This window comes from Puniceibacterium confluentis, assembly GCF_007923445.1.
GTDB lineage: Bacteria > Pseudomonadota > Alphaproteobacteria > Rhodobacterales > Rhodobacteraceae > Puniceibacterium > Puniceibacterium confluentis.
This window is the reverse complement of the sequence record NZ_VOJI01000027.1, coordinates 1-14,657: the sequence shown is the minus strand read 5'-3', so window position 1 is coordinate 14,657 and position 14,657 is coordinate 1. Positions and strand designations below refer to the sequence as shown.

At 62.1% G+C, this 14,657-nt stretch carries 16 protein-coding genes, 1 tRNA gene and 1 pseudogene; 9 read left to right on the top strand and 9 right to left on the bottom strand.

Features of this window, described 5'->3' with window-relative positions; translation table 11 throughout:
* Positions 1-48: 48 nt before the first annotated feature.
* From trpE to fabI, 7 genes are all read right to left on the bottom strand, one after another.
* Positions 49-1,560 carry an anthranilate synthase component I gene (gene trpE / locus FOY53_RS19450; protein ID WP_146591985.1) on the bottom strand — a complete coding sequence of 504 codons (1,512 nt, stop codon included), beginning with the start codon at positions 1,558-1,560 and terminating at the stop codon, positions 49-51.
* 5 nt (positions 1,561-1,565) lie between these two features.
* Positions 1,566-3,413 carry a peptidyl-prolyl cis-trans isomerase gene (locus FOY53_RS19445; RefSeq protein ID WP_146591984.1) on the bottom strand — a complete coding sequence of 616 codons (1,848 nt, stop codon included), beginning with the start codon at positions 3,411-3,413 and terminating at the stop codon, positions 1,566-1,568.
* 37 nt (positions 3,414-3,450) lie between these two features.
* Positions 3,451-4,647: an aminotransferase gene (locus FOY53_RS19440; protein WP_146591983.1), complete on the bottom strand. Its 1,197-nt coding sequence runs from the start codon at positions 4,645-4,647 to the stop codon at positions 3,451-3,453.
* 224 nt (positions 4,648-4,871) lie between these two features.
* A complete protein-coding gene (gene gpt, locus FOY53_RS19435; RefSeq protein WP_146591982.1) occupies positions 4,872-5,375 on the bottom strand; it encodes a xanthine phosphoribosyltransferase in 504 nt (167 codons plus the stop codon).
* 23 nt (positions 5,376-5,398) lie between these two features.
* On the bottom strand, positions 5,399-6,010 hold the full coding sequence (locus FOY53_RS19430) for a LysE family translocator (RefSeq protein WP_146591981.1): 612 nt from the start codon (positions 6,008-6,010) through the stop codon (positions 5,399-5,401).
* A 1-nt stretch (position 6,011) separates the two neighbouring features.
* On the bottom strand, positions 6,012-6,623 hold the full coding sequence (locus tag FOY53_RS19425) for a LysE family transporter (protein WP_146591980.1): 612 nt from the start codon (positions 6,621-6,623) through the stop codon (positions 6,012-6,014).
* 6 nt (positions 6,624-6,629) lie between these two features.
* Positions 6,630-7,436, bottom strand: coding sequence for an enoyl-ACP reductase FabI (fabI, locus tag FOY53_RS19420; protein WP_146591979.1), 807 nt, complete (start codon positions 7,434-7,436; stop codon positions 6,630-6,632).
* 98 nt (positions 7,437-7,534) lie between these two features.
* Here fabI and pdxH point away from each other — a divergent pair, with 98 nt between their 5' ends.
* The 5 genes from pdxH to FOY53_RS19395 all read left to right on the top strand — a co-directional run bounded on the left by pdxH (position 7,535) and on the right by FOY53_RS19395 (position 10,418).
* Entirely contained in the window at positions 7,535-8,140 is a 606-nt protein-coding gene (gene pdxH, locus FOY53_RS19415) for a pyridoxamine 5'-phosphate oxidase (protein ID WP_146591978.1), read from the top strand.
* 111 nt (positions 8,141-8,251) lie between these two features.
* Positions 8,252-8,785 carry a cold-shock protein gene (locus tag FOY53_RS19410; protein WP_146591977.1) on the top strand — a complete coding sequence of 178 codons (534 nt, stop codon included), beginning with the start codon at positions 8,252-8,254 and terminating at the stop codon, positions 8,783-8,785.
* On the top strand, positions 8,755-9,249 hold the full coding sequence (locus FOY53_RS19405) for a DUF192 domain-containing protein (protein ID WP_146591976.1): 495 nt from the start codon (positions 8,755-8,757) through the stop codon (positions 9,247-9,249). Before FOY53_RS19410 ends, FOY53_RS19405 begins: the two co-directional genes overlap by 31 nt.
* Positions 9,250-9,312: 63 nt before the next feature.
* A tRNA-Pro gene (locus FOY53_RS19400) sits at positions 9,313-9,389 on the top strand.
* A gap of 657 nt (positions 9,390-10,046) precedes the next feature.
* A complete protein-coding gene (locus tag FOY53_RS19395; RefSeq protein WP_146591975.1) occupies positions 10,047-10,418 on the top strand; it encodes a hypothetical protein in 372 nt (123 codons plus the stop codon).
* Between the two features lie 248 nt (positions 10,419-10,666).
* On the opposite strand, the gene FOY53_RS19390 is transcribed toward FOY53_RS19395, so the two are convergent.
* Together FOY53_RS19390 and FOY53_RS23465 are read right to left on the bottom strand one after the other, a co-directional pair.
* On the bottom strand, positions 10,667-10,900 hold the full coding sequence (locus FOY53_RS19390) for a hypothetical protein (protein ID WP_146591974.1): 234 nt from the start codon (positions 10,898-10,900) through the stop codon (positions 10,667-10,669).
* Positions 10,901-10,968: 68 nt separating this feature from the next.
* Complete coding sequence (locus FOY53_RS23465; RefSeq protein ID WP_222435295.1) at positions 10,969-11,118, bottom strand: hypothetical protein; 150 nt, start codon at positions 11,116-11,118, stop codon at positions 10,969-10,971.
* Between the two features lie 606 nt (positions 11,119-11,724).
* On the opposite strand from FOY53_RS23465, the pseudogene FOY53_RS24145 reads away from it, so the two are divergent.
* The 4 genes and pseudogenes from FOY53_RS24145 to FOY53_RS23220 form a co-directional block, all read left to right on the top strand.
* Positions 11,725-12,087 (top strand): annotated as a pseudogene (locus tag FOY53_RS24145) (hypothetical protein); the annotation flags it as partial.
* Between the two features lie 96 nt (positions 12,088-12,183).
* Positions 12,184-12,516: a hypothetical protein gene (locus tag FOY53_RS23790; protein WP_246107475.1), complete on the top strand. Its 333-nt coding sequence runs from the start codon at positions 12,184-12,186 to the stop codon at positions 12,514-12,516.
* Between the two features lie 574 nt (positions 12,517-13,090).
* Positions 13,091-13,321 carry a hypothetical protein gene (locus tag FOY53_RS19380; protein WP_146591973.1) on the top strand — a complete coding sequence of 77 codons (231 nt, stop codon included), beginning with the start codon at positions 13,091-13,093 and terminating at the stop codon, positions 13,319-13,321.
* 1,058 nt (positions 13,322-14,379) lie between these two features.
* Complete coding sequence (locus FOY53_RS23220) at positions 14,380-14,532, top strand: hypothetical protein (protein ID WP_186766675.1); 153 nt, start codon at positions 14,380-14,382, stop codon at positions 14,530-14,532.
* Positions 14,533-14,657: the final 125 nt, after the last annotated feature.

Genomic DNA, 14,657 nt, shown 5'->3' with positions numbered 1-14,657 from the left:
CGGCACGGTCAGGCGTGCGGAGCGGATGCGGGATGGACGTGCCCGGCGTCAGGAATTGCCGTTGCCGGTGAAGCGCGCCGCATCGGCCGCCGCCCGGCGGATGGCGTTGGATTTGTGCACTGTCTCCTGGTACTCGGCCTCGGGGTCGCTGTCATAGACCACTCCGCCGCCGGCCTGGATGTAGAGCTTCTGATCCTTCAGGATCGCGGTGCGCAGGGCGATGCACATGTCCATATCGCCGCCCGCGCTGAAATACCCGAGCCCGCCACCGTAGATGCCGCGCTTTTCCGGTTCCAGCTCGTCGATGATCTGCATGGCGCGCACCTTGGGGGCCCCGGAGACCGTGCCTGCGGGCATGCCGGCAAAGAAGGCCGACAGGGCGTCCTGATCGCTTGCCAGTTCACCGGTCACGTTCGAGACGATGTGCATCACATGGCTGTACCGTTCGATGATGAACTGCTCGGTCGGCTTGACCGTGCCGATCCTGCTGACCTTGCCGGTGTCGTTGCGGCCCAGATCCAGCAGCATCAGGTGCTCGGCCAATTCTTTCTTGTCGGCCAGCAGGTCCAGTTCGTTGGCTTTGTCCTCGGCCGGGGTGGCACCGCGCGGGCGGGTGCCGGCGATGGGGCGGATGGTCACCTCGTTGCCAAAGACGCGGACAAGGATTTCGGGGCTGGCACCGATCACCTGGAAGCCGCCGAAGTTGAAGTAGAACATGAAGGGCGATGGATTCGTGCGCCGCAGCGATCGGTAGAGCGTAAAGGGCGGCAGCGGAAAGTCCTGGGTCCAGCGTTGCGAGGGCACCACCTGGAAGATGTCGCCGCGGCGGATATAGTCCTTGGCGGTCTGCACCGCGGCCTTGTAGCCCTCGTGGGTGAAGTTCGACACCGGCGGACCGGCCTCCTGGGCTTCGCCAAGGTCGCGGCTGGCCTGGGGCAGCGCGCGTTCCAGGTCGCGCATCGCGTCCATCACCCGTTCCGCCGCCTGGGCGTAGGCGGCTCTGGCGGACAGGCCGTCGCTGACCCATGCGGGGGACACCACGGTGACCTCGCCCTTGACGCCGTCAAGCACGGCCACCACGGAGGGGCGCATCATCACCGCATCGGGCAGGCCCAGAGGGTCGGGGTTCACATCCGGCAGGTGTTCGACCAGCCGGATCATGTCGTATCCGAGATAGCCGAACAGGCCGGCAGCGGCCTGCGGCAGATCTTCGGGCAGGTTGATGCGCGACTCGGCGATCAGCGCCCGCAACGAACTGAGCGGGTCGCGTTCCTGGGGCTGGAAGGCGTCGGCGTCATAGCGTGCCTGCCGGTTCAGCGTCGCCGTCGTGCCGTGGCACTGCCAGATAAGATCCGGCTTCATGCCGATGATCGAGTAGCGGCCGCGCACTTCGCCGCCGGTCACCGATTCCAGCATGAAGGCGTCCTTGGCCGCGCCCGTCAGCTTGAGCATCAGCGAAACCGGCGTGTCCAGATCAGCGGCGAGGCGGGCATAGACAACCTGGTTTTCCCCGGCATCATATGCGCGGGCAAAGCTGTCGTAATCAGGTGTAATGGCCATTCGGGTTACTGCATCTGGGTGTGCACGGCGTTCAGCGCCTGCTGGTTGATCTGCACGCCGGCGCGTGTCTGGATATCGACGGCAAGCGCCCGGTAGAGGTCCTGCGCCACATCGTTCGCGGCCTGTTGGCGCAACTGATCCGCCAGCGCCCTGGTTTCTTCGGCGGCGGTGTCGACCGGGATCACCCTGTCCAGCCGCACGACCGTGACCTGACCTGTGCCGGGCAGGATACGGATCTGCGACGGTTCCATGTCGAACACCGCCTCCAGCAGTCCGGGCGGCAGGTCGCTCACCTGCGCGTTGCGGGTGAGGCCGGCCTCGGTTGTGGTCGGCAGGCCGAGATCGGTGAATGTCTGGCCGTCGCCAATCTGGGCCACCAGCGCTTCGGCTGCGGTGGTCAGGGTCTCGGTGGCCTTCACGGTTTCCCAGCCGGTGCGCACGCGCTCGCGCACCTCGGACAGCGGCATCGGGGCTTCGGGCAGGACCTGATCAAGCCGCAGGGCAAAGACGCCGCCATCGGCCAGCTGTTCGATCACCGGGAAATCGCCGGTCTGAACTGCCTGGGCAGCGGTGCGGAATGCGTCGTAGCCGGCAATGCCGTCTTCGGTGGTGCCGTCCCATTCAATCTGGCCGAGCTGCATCTCGGTGTCCGACGCCAGCTGTTCCAGTGTGACGCCACCTGCCAGTTCGTCATCATAGCCCTGCGCCTGGGTGTCTATCACCCGGCGGGCGCGGTCCAGCGCCAATTCTTCGCGCAACTGGTCGCGGGCCTCTTCGAACGGGGTATTCTGGGCGGGAAGCACCCCGTTCACCCGGAACAGCGCCGGGCCAAGCGCGGTTGGCAGCGGCCCGACCACGGTGCCGGGGGCTGCGGCGAACACATCGGCCCCCGCGGCGCCAAGCGACGACAGGGTGGCGTCGCCAAGGTCGATATCGGCCAGGTCAAGGCCCCGATCCGCCACCAGAGTTTCGAAATCCGTGTCCGCTGCGTCCAGGGCGGACCGCGCCGCCTGGGCCGCGGCGTCGTCGGCAAATACCAACCGCTCGACAAGACGGCGCTCGGGAATGTTGAACTGTGCGCTGCGCTCGTCGTAAGCGGCACGAAGCGTGTCTTCCTCGATCACCACGGTGTCGAGGATCATCGCCGGCGTCACCCATGCATAGGTGATCACCTTGGTCTCGGGGCGGGTGTAATTCGCGATATTGTCGTCATAATAGGTTTGCAGCTCGGCATCCGTGGCGACGGGCACGCCGGTCTGCAGGCTGCTCTGGTCCATAGTGCCATAGGTAAAGGCCCGCTTTTCCCCGGCATAGGCCAACAGGGTGTCGACATAGGTGTCGGGCAGCGCGGTGCCTGCCAGTACCGCGCCCTGCAGGATCGTGCGCGCGGTTTCGGCGCGCATGTCTTCCTCGAAGTCGGACTCGGTCATGCCTGCGTTCTGTAGCGCAAAGCGGTAAGCTTCGCGGTCAAATGCGCCGTCCGCTCCCTGGAACGCCGGAACCTGGGACAGGGCCTTGGCCAGTTCGTCGTCACCGACCGACAGGCCCAGCTGGTCGGATTCGAAGTCGAACGCCTTGGCCGTGACCAGTTGCGACAGAACCTGCTGCGTCAGCCCGAACTGTTCGGCCTGGGCAAACGGCAGCGGCGCACCGGTCTGCGCCTCGAAGGCCCGCATCTCGTTCTGAAGCGCCCGGCCGTAGGCATCGATCGAGATCGACTTGTCGCCGACGGATCCGATGCTGCGCACCGTGCCCGACAGGTTCGTGGCGCCAAAGCCGGCCAGCCCGACAATCAGCATCAGGAGCAGGATCCAGACAAAGGTTTTCGACAGGCTGCGCGCTTTGAATGCCATGAGTGTGGCGCTCCTTGGAATTTATGTGACCCCGTGTCTATGCGGTGGCGTGCGGGGGGGCAAGGGGCCAGTCGAGCGCGGCAAGGCGGTCAAAAAGCTGGCCAATCCCGGCGCGGTCGACATTGGCAAAGGCCACGCGGAACTGGCGGCCGCCGGCGGGGTCGGTCTCGGGCATGAACATGGTTCCGGGCAGCACCAGAATGCCCGCCTCCCGGACCAGTTTCGGCGCCAGCAGGTCGGACGACTCGGCGAACGGGTGTTCAAGGTAGGCAAAATAGGCACCGACCCCCATCAGTCTCCACCCCCTGGCGGCGAGTTTGGGCATGTTGTCGGAGATCGCGGCACGCCGGTCGAGAATCTCGTCGCGCTCGCCGGCCAGCCAGGACCCGAGGTTCTGCAGGCCCCACAGGGCGGCGCGCTGGCCCAGCTGGGGCGCGCAGATGGAAACGGTGTCGAGGAACTTTTCAATCTCGAACAGGATGTCCGGGTGCGCGATCACCGCACCGACACGGTGGCCCGTCAGCCGGTACGCCTTGGAGAAAGAGTAAAACTGGATCAGCGTGTCATCCCAGTCCGGGTTGCTCAGCAGCGTGTGGGGCGGGGTCGGGCGGCTGTCGAAGTCGCGGTAGGTTTCGTCGACCAGCAGCTTGATCCCGGTGTCGCGGGCAAGCTCGAAGAAGGCCTGAAGCGTCTCTGCCGGGTATTCGACTCCGCCGGGATTGTTCGGGCTGACGAGCGAGATGGCGCGGGTCCGCTTGGTGATGAGGGCGCGGGCGGCCTCGGCGTCGGGCATGAGGTCCGGGCCGGTGGCCAGCGCAACCGAGGCAACCCCCGACATGTCCAGCCACATTTTGTGATTGAAATACCAAGGGGTTGGAAGGATGACCTCATCCCCTTCGGTGCACAGCGCCGTGATCGTCGCGGCAAAGGCCTGATTGCAGCCTGCGGTGATGGCGATCTGCTCGGCCCGTGCCGGGCCGTTGTAGTGCTCGGACCACTGCGCCGCCAACTCGGCGCGCAGCGCAGGCAGGCCAAGGACCGGTCCGTAGAGATGGGTTTCCGCGTCTTCCAGCGCCGCAGCCATGGCCGCACGCATTTGCGGCGGCGGCGGGTCGACCGGCGCGGCCTGGCTGACGTTGATCAGCGGACGGTCGGCGGCAAAATGTACACCCTCAAGCCAGCGACGGGCCTCCATTACGGGAGGCGGAAAAGTGGCGGCGGTACGGCTGGTCATTCTGCGGTGTCCTGTCTGGTGATGTCCGGCTCGAGGGGGTGGCCCGTCAAGCTCCCCGCGATTTCTAGGACCCTGAGAATGAGGAGTCACGCCGGTTCGGGTGTTTTGGCGCCGGGCAGGGTGCCTGAGATGAAAAGACGTGCTGCGTCAGCGACCTGAGCTGCGCCCGGGCGGGCGGAGCGCGGTGTGTGCGCAGGGCAGGGCGCGGCGCTCCCCCGGTCGGTTCAGTCGCGGCCTCGGTAGGGTTCGACATATTGCAGCGCCATGTCCCAGGGGAAGAAGATCCAGGTGTCCTGGCTGACCTCGGTGACGAAGGTGTCGACCATCGGGCGGCCCATCGGTTTGGCGTAGACCGTCGCGACATGCGCCTTTGGCATGTGTTTGCGCACCACGTCGAGGGTGCGGCCGGTGTCGACAAGGTCGTCGATGATGAGCACCCCGGCACCATCGCCGATGACCTCCATGTCCGGCGATTTGATCACCCTGGGCTCGGTCTGGGTCTGGTGGTTGTAGGATTTGACCGAGATGGTGTCGACGATACGGATGTCGAGTTCCCGCGCGACGATCATCGCCGGGGTCATGCCGCCACGGGTGATCGCGACGACGGCGCGCCAGCCGGTGTCGGCGGGGCCGTGATCCTGAAGCCGCCAGGCGAGGGCGCGGGCGTCGCGGTGCAACTGATCCCAGCTGACATGGAAGCCTTTTTCATGTGGGAGGCGGTCGGTCATGGTTGGGGGCTCCTTGGGCAGGGTCAGGTGAGGGCGATGTTGAGGCCGAAGCCGGCAATGAGCAGGCCAAAGCCGCGGTCGATCCAGGCCTTGGCGCGGACATAGGCGGCGCGGGTCCTTGGCAGTGAACAGAGTCGTGCAACAACGATGTACCACAGGGTTTCATTGACGAAAATCGCTGCCAGCAGTGCCAGCCGGGCGGCAAGGGACGTCTCTGCCGGAACCAGGCCCACGAAAACCGCTCCAAAGAAGACGGCGGTTTTCGGGTTGGCCGCGAAGGTGACGAAACCGAGGCGCACGGCGCTGGAGATACTGCGTGGCGGGCGTTCGCCGTGATCGCTCAGCGGGGCGCGGGCGTGGCGCCACAACTGGAAGGCGATCCAGAGAAGGCACGCACCGCCAACGAACTTGAGCGCGGCGAACAGCGCCGGAAACAATTGGAACAGCAGAGCAAGGCCGGTCATGGCGGCCGCAGCCCAGAGCGCCGCGCCAAGGCCGAAGCCCACTGCCAGCGCCGCGGCGGTGGTGAACCCTTCGGAGGCTGCGGTGCGGACGGCGACAACAAAGGACGGCCCCGGGCTCATCGCCGCGGCGAGGTGGATCAGCATCACCGTCAGGAAAGCCGCAAGCGTCATGTCAGCGCGACACCAGCAGGCGCAGGCCGAGAAGGCTCAGCACACCGGCGGCGATACGGTCGAGAACCGGTTTGAGCCGCAGATATCCGTTGCGGGCGCGCCGGTTTCCCAGGGTGAGGGCAAAAGCGGTATAGGCCGCGAGTTCGACGACAAGGTGATTGGCGACGACCGTCACCTTTGCGGTCGCCGAAAGCTCGGCCGGAAAGATCACCAGCAAGACCGCCGCCGCAAAGAGCACGGATTTCGGATTGCCGAGATTGACCAGAAAGCCGGTGCGGAAAGCCTTGCCGCGGGGCAGCGGCGTTTCACTGTCCTTCAAGGGCGTCCGGGCATCGCGCCACAATGTATAGGCGATCCAGAGCAGATAGAGCGCGCCGATGACCTTGATCGCCGTATAGACGTATGGAAACAGGACAAAGACGGCATCAAGCCCCAGAAGCGCCGCCGCAGTCCAGGTGGCGGCCATCACCGCAAGCCCGGCGCCGGTGGCAATGCCGGCGCGCGGACCGGCGACCAGAGTGGTGCGCAGGGCCAGAAGCAGCGCCGGGCCGGGACTGGCCAGCGCTGCAAGCAGCGTCAGGTTGAAGGCGACCAGATGTGCGGCGTCGATCATGGGCCTTCAGCCTTTGGTGATGTCGGGCGCGTCCACAGCTTTCATTCCGACGACGTGGTACCCGGCATCGACATGCAGAACCTCGCCCGTGGTGCCCGAACCGAGGTCCGAGAGCAGGTACAGAGCCGAGCCGCCGACATCCTCGATCGTCACGTTGCGGCGCAGGGGCGAATTGTATTCGTTCCACTTCATGATGTAGCGGAAATCGCCGATCCCGGAGGCCGCCAGCGTCTTGATCGGTCCGGCAGAGATCGCGTTCACACGGATGCCGTCCTTGCCCAGATCCTCGGCGAGGTAACGCACGGACGCTTCGAGAGCGGCCTTGGCCACCCCCATGACGTTGTAATGCGGCATCACCCGCTCGGCGCCGTAATAGGTGAGTGTCAGGCAGGAGCCGCCGTCGGTCATCATCTTTTCCGCGCGCTGCACCACCGCGGTAAAGCTGTAGACGGAGATATCCATCGACAGGGCGAAATTGGCCCGGGAGGTGTCAACGTAGCGGCCCCGCAATTCGTTCTTGTCGGAAAAGCCGATGGCGTGCACGACAAAGTCGAGCGTGCCCCATTTCTCCTGCAGGGCGGCGAACAGAGCATCGATCGACGCTTCGTCGCCAACATCGCAGGGCAGCACCGTGTCCGAGCCCAGCGAGGCCGCGAGCGGTTCGACACGCTTTTTCAGCGCATCGCCCTGGTAGGAAAACGCCAGTTCCGCCCCGGCGTCGCCGAGGGCTTTTGCGATGCCCCAGGCAATTGATTTGTCATTCGCCAGGCCCATGATGAGACCCCGCTTGCCTGTCATCAAATTATTTGACATCTGGAAACTCCACCCGACATGTTGAACGTCCTTTAGGCGATAGGGGGCGTACCATCAAGGGCGCGAATGACACCCGAAATCCCGCAGGAGATCCGAAGATGACTGACCGAACCGGAATTTTTGCTGGGGACGACCCTTTTGTGCTGGCGCAATCCTGGCTGACCCAGGCGGAATCCAGCGAGCCGAATGATCCCAATGCCATCGCACTGGCGACGGTAGATGACAGTGGATTGCCCAATGTGCGCATGGTTCTCTTAAAAGAGATTGAGGCGAGCGCATTTGTGTTTTACACCAATTACGAGAGTGCAAAGGGTCGGGAAATTGCTTCAACCGGAAAGGCGGCTTTTGTGATGCATTGGAAGTCACTGCGGCGGCAAATTCGTGTCCGTGGCCTGGTCAGTCGCGAGGACGGCGTTCAGGCAGATGCATATTATCAAAGCCGATCCCTGCCGAGCCGCCTTGGTGCCTGGGCCTCGCGTCAGTCGCAGCCGCTGTCGGGACGCACGGCGCTGATGGCCGAAGTGGCCCGCGTGACGGTGCGCAGGGGCACCAATCCGAAGCGGCCGCCATTCTGGGGCGGTTTCCGGATCGTGCCGCTGGAAATCGAATTCTGGGCTGATGGCGAATTTCGGCTGCACGACCGCTTTGTCTGGCGTCGGCAATTCCCCGCTGAACCCTGGCAGGTGACGCGCTTGAACCCATGACATTCATGTGACGTGAAGTGTAAGGAAGCAGTAATACAAGGCTAAATGGTCTTGCAATCCTGCCCTCAACTGTCGCAAGACTTTTTGGGGGATTAAATATGTGGAAGCACGTTGAAACAGAATGAAACAGGCGCGCTGCGCGTTCTTGGGAAGGTAAAGTGGTTTGACCCCGTCAAGGGTTTTGGCTTTGTCGTGGCGGACGACGGCGGGCCAGATATTCTTTTGCATGCAAACGTTTTGCGGAACTTCGGTCAGGGGTCGGTTGCCGATCAGGCCCGGATCGAGATCGCCGTTCAAGCGACCGAACGCGGCGCGCAGGCGATTGAAATTTTCCGGATTCAGCCGCCCGAAGGCACCACCCATCTGCCGCTTGCCGATTTTGAGGATATTGACCCCGAGATCATCCGGTCCGCTCCGCTGGAACCCGCGCGGGTAAAGTGGTTTGACAAGGTGAAGGGTTTTGGGTTTGCCAACGTTTTCGGACGTCCGGACGATGTGTTTGTCCATGTCGAGGTATTGCGGCGTTCCGGCCTGGCCGATCTCGACCCCGGCGAAGCTTTGGCGATCCGGGTGATCCAGGGAAAACGCGGTTCGATGGCATCGGAGGTGTCGGCATGGGAAGCCGCTATAAAAACAGCGGAATAGCAGTTGCCGCGGCGCTGGCCCTCTGGGGCGGATCAGCACAGGCACAAGCCGACTGTCGCGAGGACACGGTTTGGCTGCGGGGGGACTGGGGCTCGGCACGCTTTGGCGTGATGGTTGCGGATGACGGCGCCGAACGTTCCAAGGGGCTGATGCATGTCAGCAAGATGGCGGCCGGCACCGGCATGCTCTTTGTCTATCCGCGTCCGCAGGCGGCGACGTTCTGGATGAAGAACACGTTGATCCCGCTGGACATGATCTTTGCCGATGCGCAGGGGGTGGTGCAGAACGTGCATTCCAATGCGGTTCCCGGAGACCTCACGCCGATTCCCGGTGGCACCGACATCCAGTATGTTCTCGAGATCAACGGCGGTCTGGCCGACTCGCTCGGGATCGCCGCCGGAACCGAGTTGCAGCACCCCGCAATCCCCCAGGAGACCGCGGCCTGGGCCTGCACCGGCTCCTGAAGAAAGAAATACGAATTACGGTCTTTTCAATTGCGGCACCGGTCGCTAAAGGGACCACATGTTCGGGGCGTAGCGCAGCCTGGTAGCGCGACGGTTTTGGGTACCGTAGGTCGTAGGTTCGAATCCTATCGCCCCGACCACCACTTGGCAGGTTTTCATCCTGCACCGTTTTCAGGGCCGTTGACAGTTTTGCCCCTGTTTCGTTCCCAGCCAGCCTCTCCAGCTTAGCACCCAGCGCGTCCGTCCTGTCGGGTGCAGGGCCATATATCGTTCGATCACATCGGTCGCCTTTCGGATCGACCAGCCCGTCGCCGTCGCGATTTCCTTCGGTGACAACCTGCATTCAGCAATCTGGTCGCCGCGGCGCCCCTGGCATCGTTGAGCCGCACTGACGGTTTCAGGACGTCGGCCTTTGCGGTGCTGTTGACGCGATCACGCCAGGCGCTTACCGCATCGCCCAGATAATTGGCATGTGTGTACGGATCGCCTCGTTTGTTGCACGGCAGGACAGATTGTCCCGCATCTGTGCTGTCAATCAACCCGGCCATTTTGGGAGTCACCGGGCTCGAGACGATCCGCTTGCGTCTGGCAGTCGTGCACAGGATCCGGCGGCCGTAGCGGGTAGGCTGGACTTGAAGCCGTGACAGAATTGCAAGGTCACCCGGTCGCAGGCCGGTTTCGGAGGCCGCAACCAGAATTCTGACGACGTATGGCGGTGCCTTCGCGGAGAAGACTGTAATTTCGGAGCCGGACCAGAAGCTCTCGGCTCGATTCGATTTGCACAGCGACTTGACCTTTTGAAGCCGGTGCTCGCTGATGTGGCCGCGATCGAAGGCATGGCCGATGATCTGCTGAAGGTGCCGCAGGCGATCATCTCCGACCTTTCCCCCGATATTGTCACGCCATTCCAGTACCTGGCGCCGGTTTCGTTTGTCCTTGAATGCGGTGATCGGTGCGCCGCCGAATTTGGCGTCAATTCCGTTGGCTTTGTGATTTATCTAGATCTGGGTGCCTTTTGGGGTGCGGGGAGCCAGAGCGTTGAACTCCGGAGTATCAAGGTATTTCAGATTATTTCCCGGGAAAAGCCCTTGGGCTCTGTCGCCCCGAGTCCCCACGCTGGAATAAGCGGCGAGATACTCCGGGCTGTCCTTCGGGTGCGGATCGCTTGATGTCCAGTTTACCGGACCGCCGCGCCAGGCGTAGTGATGTGCCCGCATTGTGCCGTCCGCGCGTTCTCGCCGGGATGCGGTGCGACGACTGCCAGCCGACACGGGTGCCACGCGGCCAGCAGTACGCGCCTTCCGCGCCGACCACCCAGGGGTTGCCGAGGATCGTGTTTCGCGCGACCACGCGGGTCTCTGGTGGCTTGCGCCAGCCTTGGGCGCGGGACAGAAGGATGCGGGTGGGGTCAGTCATGTCAGTTCACCCTCTGATCTGGCCATAAGCCGGACACCGCCGCCTTGGCATTCTCCCACATCGCCGCGAAGGCCCGCTCAGGGTCAGCGCCTGATTTGACCGAGATCAGGACAAATGCACACATCCAGTCAGCTGCTGCAGTGGCGTCATCGCCGCCGTGGTTTCGGGCGTTCATCTGAGAGGCAATGACAGCGGCCTCGATGCGACGTTTGGTGATTGTTGCCCCGTCAGTCATCCATCATCCTCACTCTGCAATCTCCTGTCCGAGGGCATGCCCGCCCCATTGGTCTGCCCAGGCCTCGGTCATGCCGGGGAACGTCTTGCTGCGGATCTTCCAGCGATCCGGTCGCGGGCGAGGTCGTTCATTTCCGGGTTCTCGATCGCCACGCGCCGGACGGGTGCAGTCCAGCAGGCGGTGAAGATGGCATCGCCTTCCTCGAACGCGGCTTTCATCGAAGCGAGGTCTCGGCCCTTTGGCAGTTTCTTCGGTAGGGTCCACTTTCCCGGTCCACTTTTCCACTGGCGACCGGATCGGCAAAGCCGTGTGCACAGCGGGTTGCTCACGATCAGCAGCTCCCATCTTCGCCGGGTCCCGCGTTGTGTCTGCGCCGGGGCTGCCAGGCACATCGCGGCCTGGGAGTGTCACGCAGCTCGGCGTCACCGAGGGGCGCTTTGACCTGGAGGGCGAATTCGAGCCGGAACGGGCCTCCGACCGGGGGAAGGCACATATTCAGGATAAGCCGGTTTCCAGCCCCTTTGGCTCGGAACACAGAGACAGCGGTCATGCCTCCTCTGTTCCGGAGACGTCGAAGCTCAAACCCCGCAAGCGCAATGCGACCTCTGCAAACGACCTGACATTGGGGCGCCCCAGGAACCTGAAACGGGTCGAGTGATGAGCTTTGTCAACCAATCCTTGGCCGAGGCCACCGCCCCACCAAATCAGCTCACTTTCCGTTCCCGGGGGGCAAGGAACTGTTCCACGTCATGACTTGGTGTGCCACCGATTACTATGCCAAGGCGAAATCCGGCTAGCCCTGCGCGTTCCGGGGCCTCTCGGTCATCAGGGAATCCCGCCAGGGCAAGTCCCGGGAAATTCAGCGGCTTCGAGAGAAGTTCAATGACGGTAGCGCTATCAGGCCTGACGGACGTCCGGCCAAGATCCTTCACTGCATACTCTCGGGCAAGGTCACGTGGAAAGATCTGGGCGTAAAGGTCCTCGGCCTCCTCGGCTACCCTTTCAAAGCGCGAAGGACCCAAGCCGAGATTTGGGAAAAGGTCATCAAATACGCTGAACTGCAAGGTGCGGTTGGAATTCACTTTGACGAGTGCCAACACGTCTTCGTCGAAACGGGTGACCATACCAACCAGCAGATACTCGACAAATTCCAGATCCTGCTGAAAGAATCCCGCTGGCCGCTGATGCTCATTCTGTCTGGTATCCCAAGCCCTGCTCAGCACATTGCCCGGGAGGAGCAACTGACATTCCTCCTCAGGACCGTTCGTTTCGAAAGCAACGACATGGAAAAGCAGCGCGATCTGGACGAAATGCTACAGCTGACCTTCACTTGCTCCGAAAAGGCAAGACTGGATTTCGGCCCGCCCGCAACCAAGGACTTCTTGGCGCGGCTTGCCTTCGCGTGCTGCAGCCGATGGGGACTGGTCATCGAAATGCTGGTCGAGGCCTTGACCCATGGTCAGCAGAATGGCGACGAGGTCTGCGCCAAGGACCATTTTGACCATGCCTATCCGCAGATCAACTCGGAACCTGCCGGATATTCTCCATTCAGCATGTCGGGTTATCGCGACGGTTTCGATCACGCTCGGATGATGGAACTCTTCAGTCGCACCTAACAACTCGGCATCGGCAACATGTCATCAGGTCCGCTTCGGCGGGCCTTTTCCTTAGCCCGCTCTCCGGTGCCGGTGCGCAGGCTTTCGATGTCTGTGCGCAGGCTTTTCCTTGTCAGGCAATTAGGGGCCGATTTGTATGAATGAAACCAGTTAGTTGCAGGAGGCCGCATCACGATTGTTCACGCTGTGCGCACCCTTCTGGTTACTTGGCAGTTGCTCCACTGAAGGCACAAGAGCGCGCCGAACGGCCCATTCACATGTGCACCCGTGCCGAAAATATCATGCAAGTGTGATGATTTATCCTGCAAGCATATGACTTTACGGCCATTTTCTTGGATTCTCTTGTGGCGGTAATTTCGGAGATACCGGAGAGCCTAATCGCGCCTTCGCAAACTGGGAGGTTGAGCAGCCGTTAACTGAGCGTCTTGAACGTCTCTGAACTCAAATAGACTGACCCGAAATCTTGATTGTTCGAGGTGAAACTGGCGACTCGAGAGGCGGCGAGCTTGCTCTTCAGGGTGTCGCGATGGTGCCTGGATTCATTCGACAACGACGTCAGGGTCAGGAAGCGGCTATGGCAAGCCGTGATGTCATCGGCGGACAGCCGGAAGTGCTGGACTCCAGTGCTCGGGATTTTCTGGCGAATGCCCGGAGCCTGACCTGCGTCGACAAGGGAGATAATGTTTTAATGATCGCGCAGCCCGAGGGAGCGACCGAATTCTGCGGTGCTCATTGGCCCGGGCGGTCCATTCTTGAGGAAATTTCCAGTCCTCTCGTCCGCGTCATCGGGGCGCGAAAAGCGTAGCCGACCCTCGGCGGACTTTTTTTGACGACAAGTCCCTGGAGACCGATCACCCCGAACCACCTCCTTGAAGTCACCTGCGGAGGCCAGGACGCGAGAACCGCAGATGCTGCCATGCCCCGCACGGGAACGCCCGGTGCGGCACGCTGGTCAACCGATCATTGATTTCGCTGCGCCCGATTGGCGCGGCGAGCGATGTGTTCGAGAGCGCGCGCGCCGCATCCGGACGTGGAGGGCTGGCCGGGCGCCCAGTCTGCAAGGCGGACAAAAGATAGGCGCAGGCGCTTACGGGAAACGCCCGTTAAACCGTGCTGCTCTGAAACCTGCTAAGCGATGGTCGCGGCGATAGGATTCGAACCTACGGCCGACGGTACCCAAAACCGGCCCGGACCATTGATGACGAAACAAATCTTTGTAACCATTTCGGAATCCTCCTTAACAAGATCAATGGGTTACAGAGGTTCTGTACACTGTTTGAACTGCGAGAGTCACTAGAGCGCTGGTTGAAAAATAGCTCAGGTGACACAATTCCGGTCAGCCCTAACACAAATTGCTTCTCGATATATTCGGGAACAGCAGGCAATCTCCAGTTGCACCGGGCATCAAGGCTGCTCGGTTCCGTTGCGTGCTCTCAAGAGGATTGGACCTGAGTTGTTCTTTCAACAAGCCGTGGCGTGGATTTGCCTTTAGCAGGAGTGTTTCATCATCGCCTACCAATCCGTTGAATATGGCTCTTTCGAGAACCCCGGACAGCCGAGTAGTGCGCGATGCGAGCTTGAGCTCAGCCCCCCGAGCAAATGCCTGGCGCTGTTATTTATCGGATTCGTTGCCGGACTGCTTCTAACGGCCGGTGTGATCATCAAATTCGATCTGAACTTTGCGTGGGCGGTGCCCTTGCACGCCGTACTCGGGACTGCATCCATATTCATCATGGTCGCGATCAATACTCTGACATCCGAGACTTCAGACTAACTCCTAAAATATTTGACTATTACTTACTGCCGAAATTCCCCTGAATTCGCGGTCGAAAATCCAGGTGTTCGCTGCAGCACCGGTCAAAGATGGCTGGTAGCCGTCATGCGGCGCTGCTGCCGCAGTTCCCCCTGAGTGCGCGACTGATCGACGTGGACGGCCCCGAGCCGCCGTCGGTCACGGTGATCGGCGCTGCGGTGCAGCTTACCGGATGCGGACATTGGCGCGCCGGAGTTGACTGATTTCGCCTTGAGCGCCCCTGGTCCGGAATCGCGACGAGTTGGATCAATTGACCTGAGACCTTAAAACTCCTCCACTTTTGAGTAGGATCCGTCCCAAGCATTGGAGATGGAATATGAAGAAGTCA

Bases quoted from the DNA above. Each gene is read 5' to 3' on its own strand.
- trpE (WP_146591985.1), bottom strand. From the start codon at position 1,560: ATGGCCATTACACCTGATTACGACAGCTTTGCCCGCGCATATGATGCC.
- FOY53_RS19445 (WP_146591984.1), bottom strand. From the start codon at position 3,413: ATGGCATTCAAAGCGCGCAGCCTGTCGAAAACCTTTGTCTGGATCCTG.
- FOY53_RS19440 (WP_146591983.1), bottom strand. From the start codon at position 4,647: ATGACCAGCCGTACCGCCGCCACTTTTCCGCCTCCCGTAATGGAGGCC.
- gpt (WP_146591982.1), bottom strand. From the start codon at position 5,375: ATGACCGACCGCCTCCCACATGAAAAAGGCTTCCATGTCAGCTGGGAT.
- FOY53_RS19430 (WP_146591981.1), bottom strand. From the start codon at position 6,010: ATGACGCTTGCGGCTTTCCTGACGGTGATGCTGATCCACCTCGCCGCG.
- FOY53_RS19425 (WP_146591980.1), bottom strand. From the start codon at position 6,623: ATGATCGACGCCGCACATCTGGTCGCCTTCAACCTGACGCTGCTTGCA.
- fabI (WP_146591979.1), bottom strand. From the start codon at position 7,436: ATGTCAAATAATTTGATGACAGGCAAGCGGGGTCTCATCATGGGCCTG.
- pdxH (WP_146591978.1), top strand. From the start codon at position 7,535: ATGACTGACCGAACCGGAATTTTTGCTGGGGACGACCCTTTTGTGCTG.
- FOY53_RS19405 (WP_146591976.1), top strand. From the start codon at position 8,755: ATGGGAAGCCGCTATAAAAACAGCGGAATAGCAGTTGCCGCGGCGCTG.
- FOY53_RS19390 (WP_146591974.1), bottom strand. From the start codon at position 10,900: ATGACTGACGGGGCAACAATCACCAAACGTCGCATCGAGGCCGCTGTC.
- FOY53_RS23465 (WP_222435295.1), bottom strand. From the start codon at position 11,118: ATGAAAGCCGCGTTCGAGGAAGGCGATGCCATCTTCACCGCCTGCTGG.
- FOY53_RS23790 (WP_246107475.1), top strand. From the start codon at position 12,184: ATGGAAAAGCAGCGCGATCTGGACGAAATGCTACAGCTGACCTTCACT.
- FOY53_RS19380 (WP_146591973.1), top strand. From the start codon at position 13,091: ATGGCAAGCCGTGATGTCATCGGCGGACAGCCGGAAGTGCTGGACTCC.
- FOY53_RS23220 (WP_186766675.1), top strand. From the start codon at position 14,380: ATGGCTGGTAGCCGTCATGCGGCGCTGCTGCCGCAGTTCCCCCTGAGT.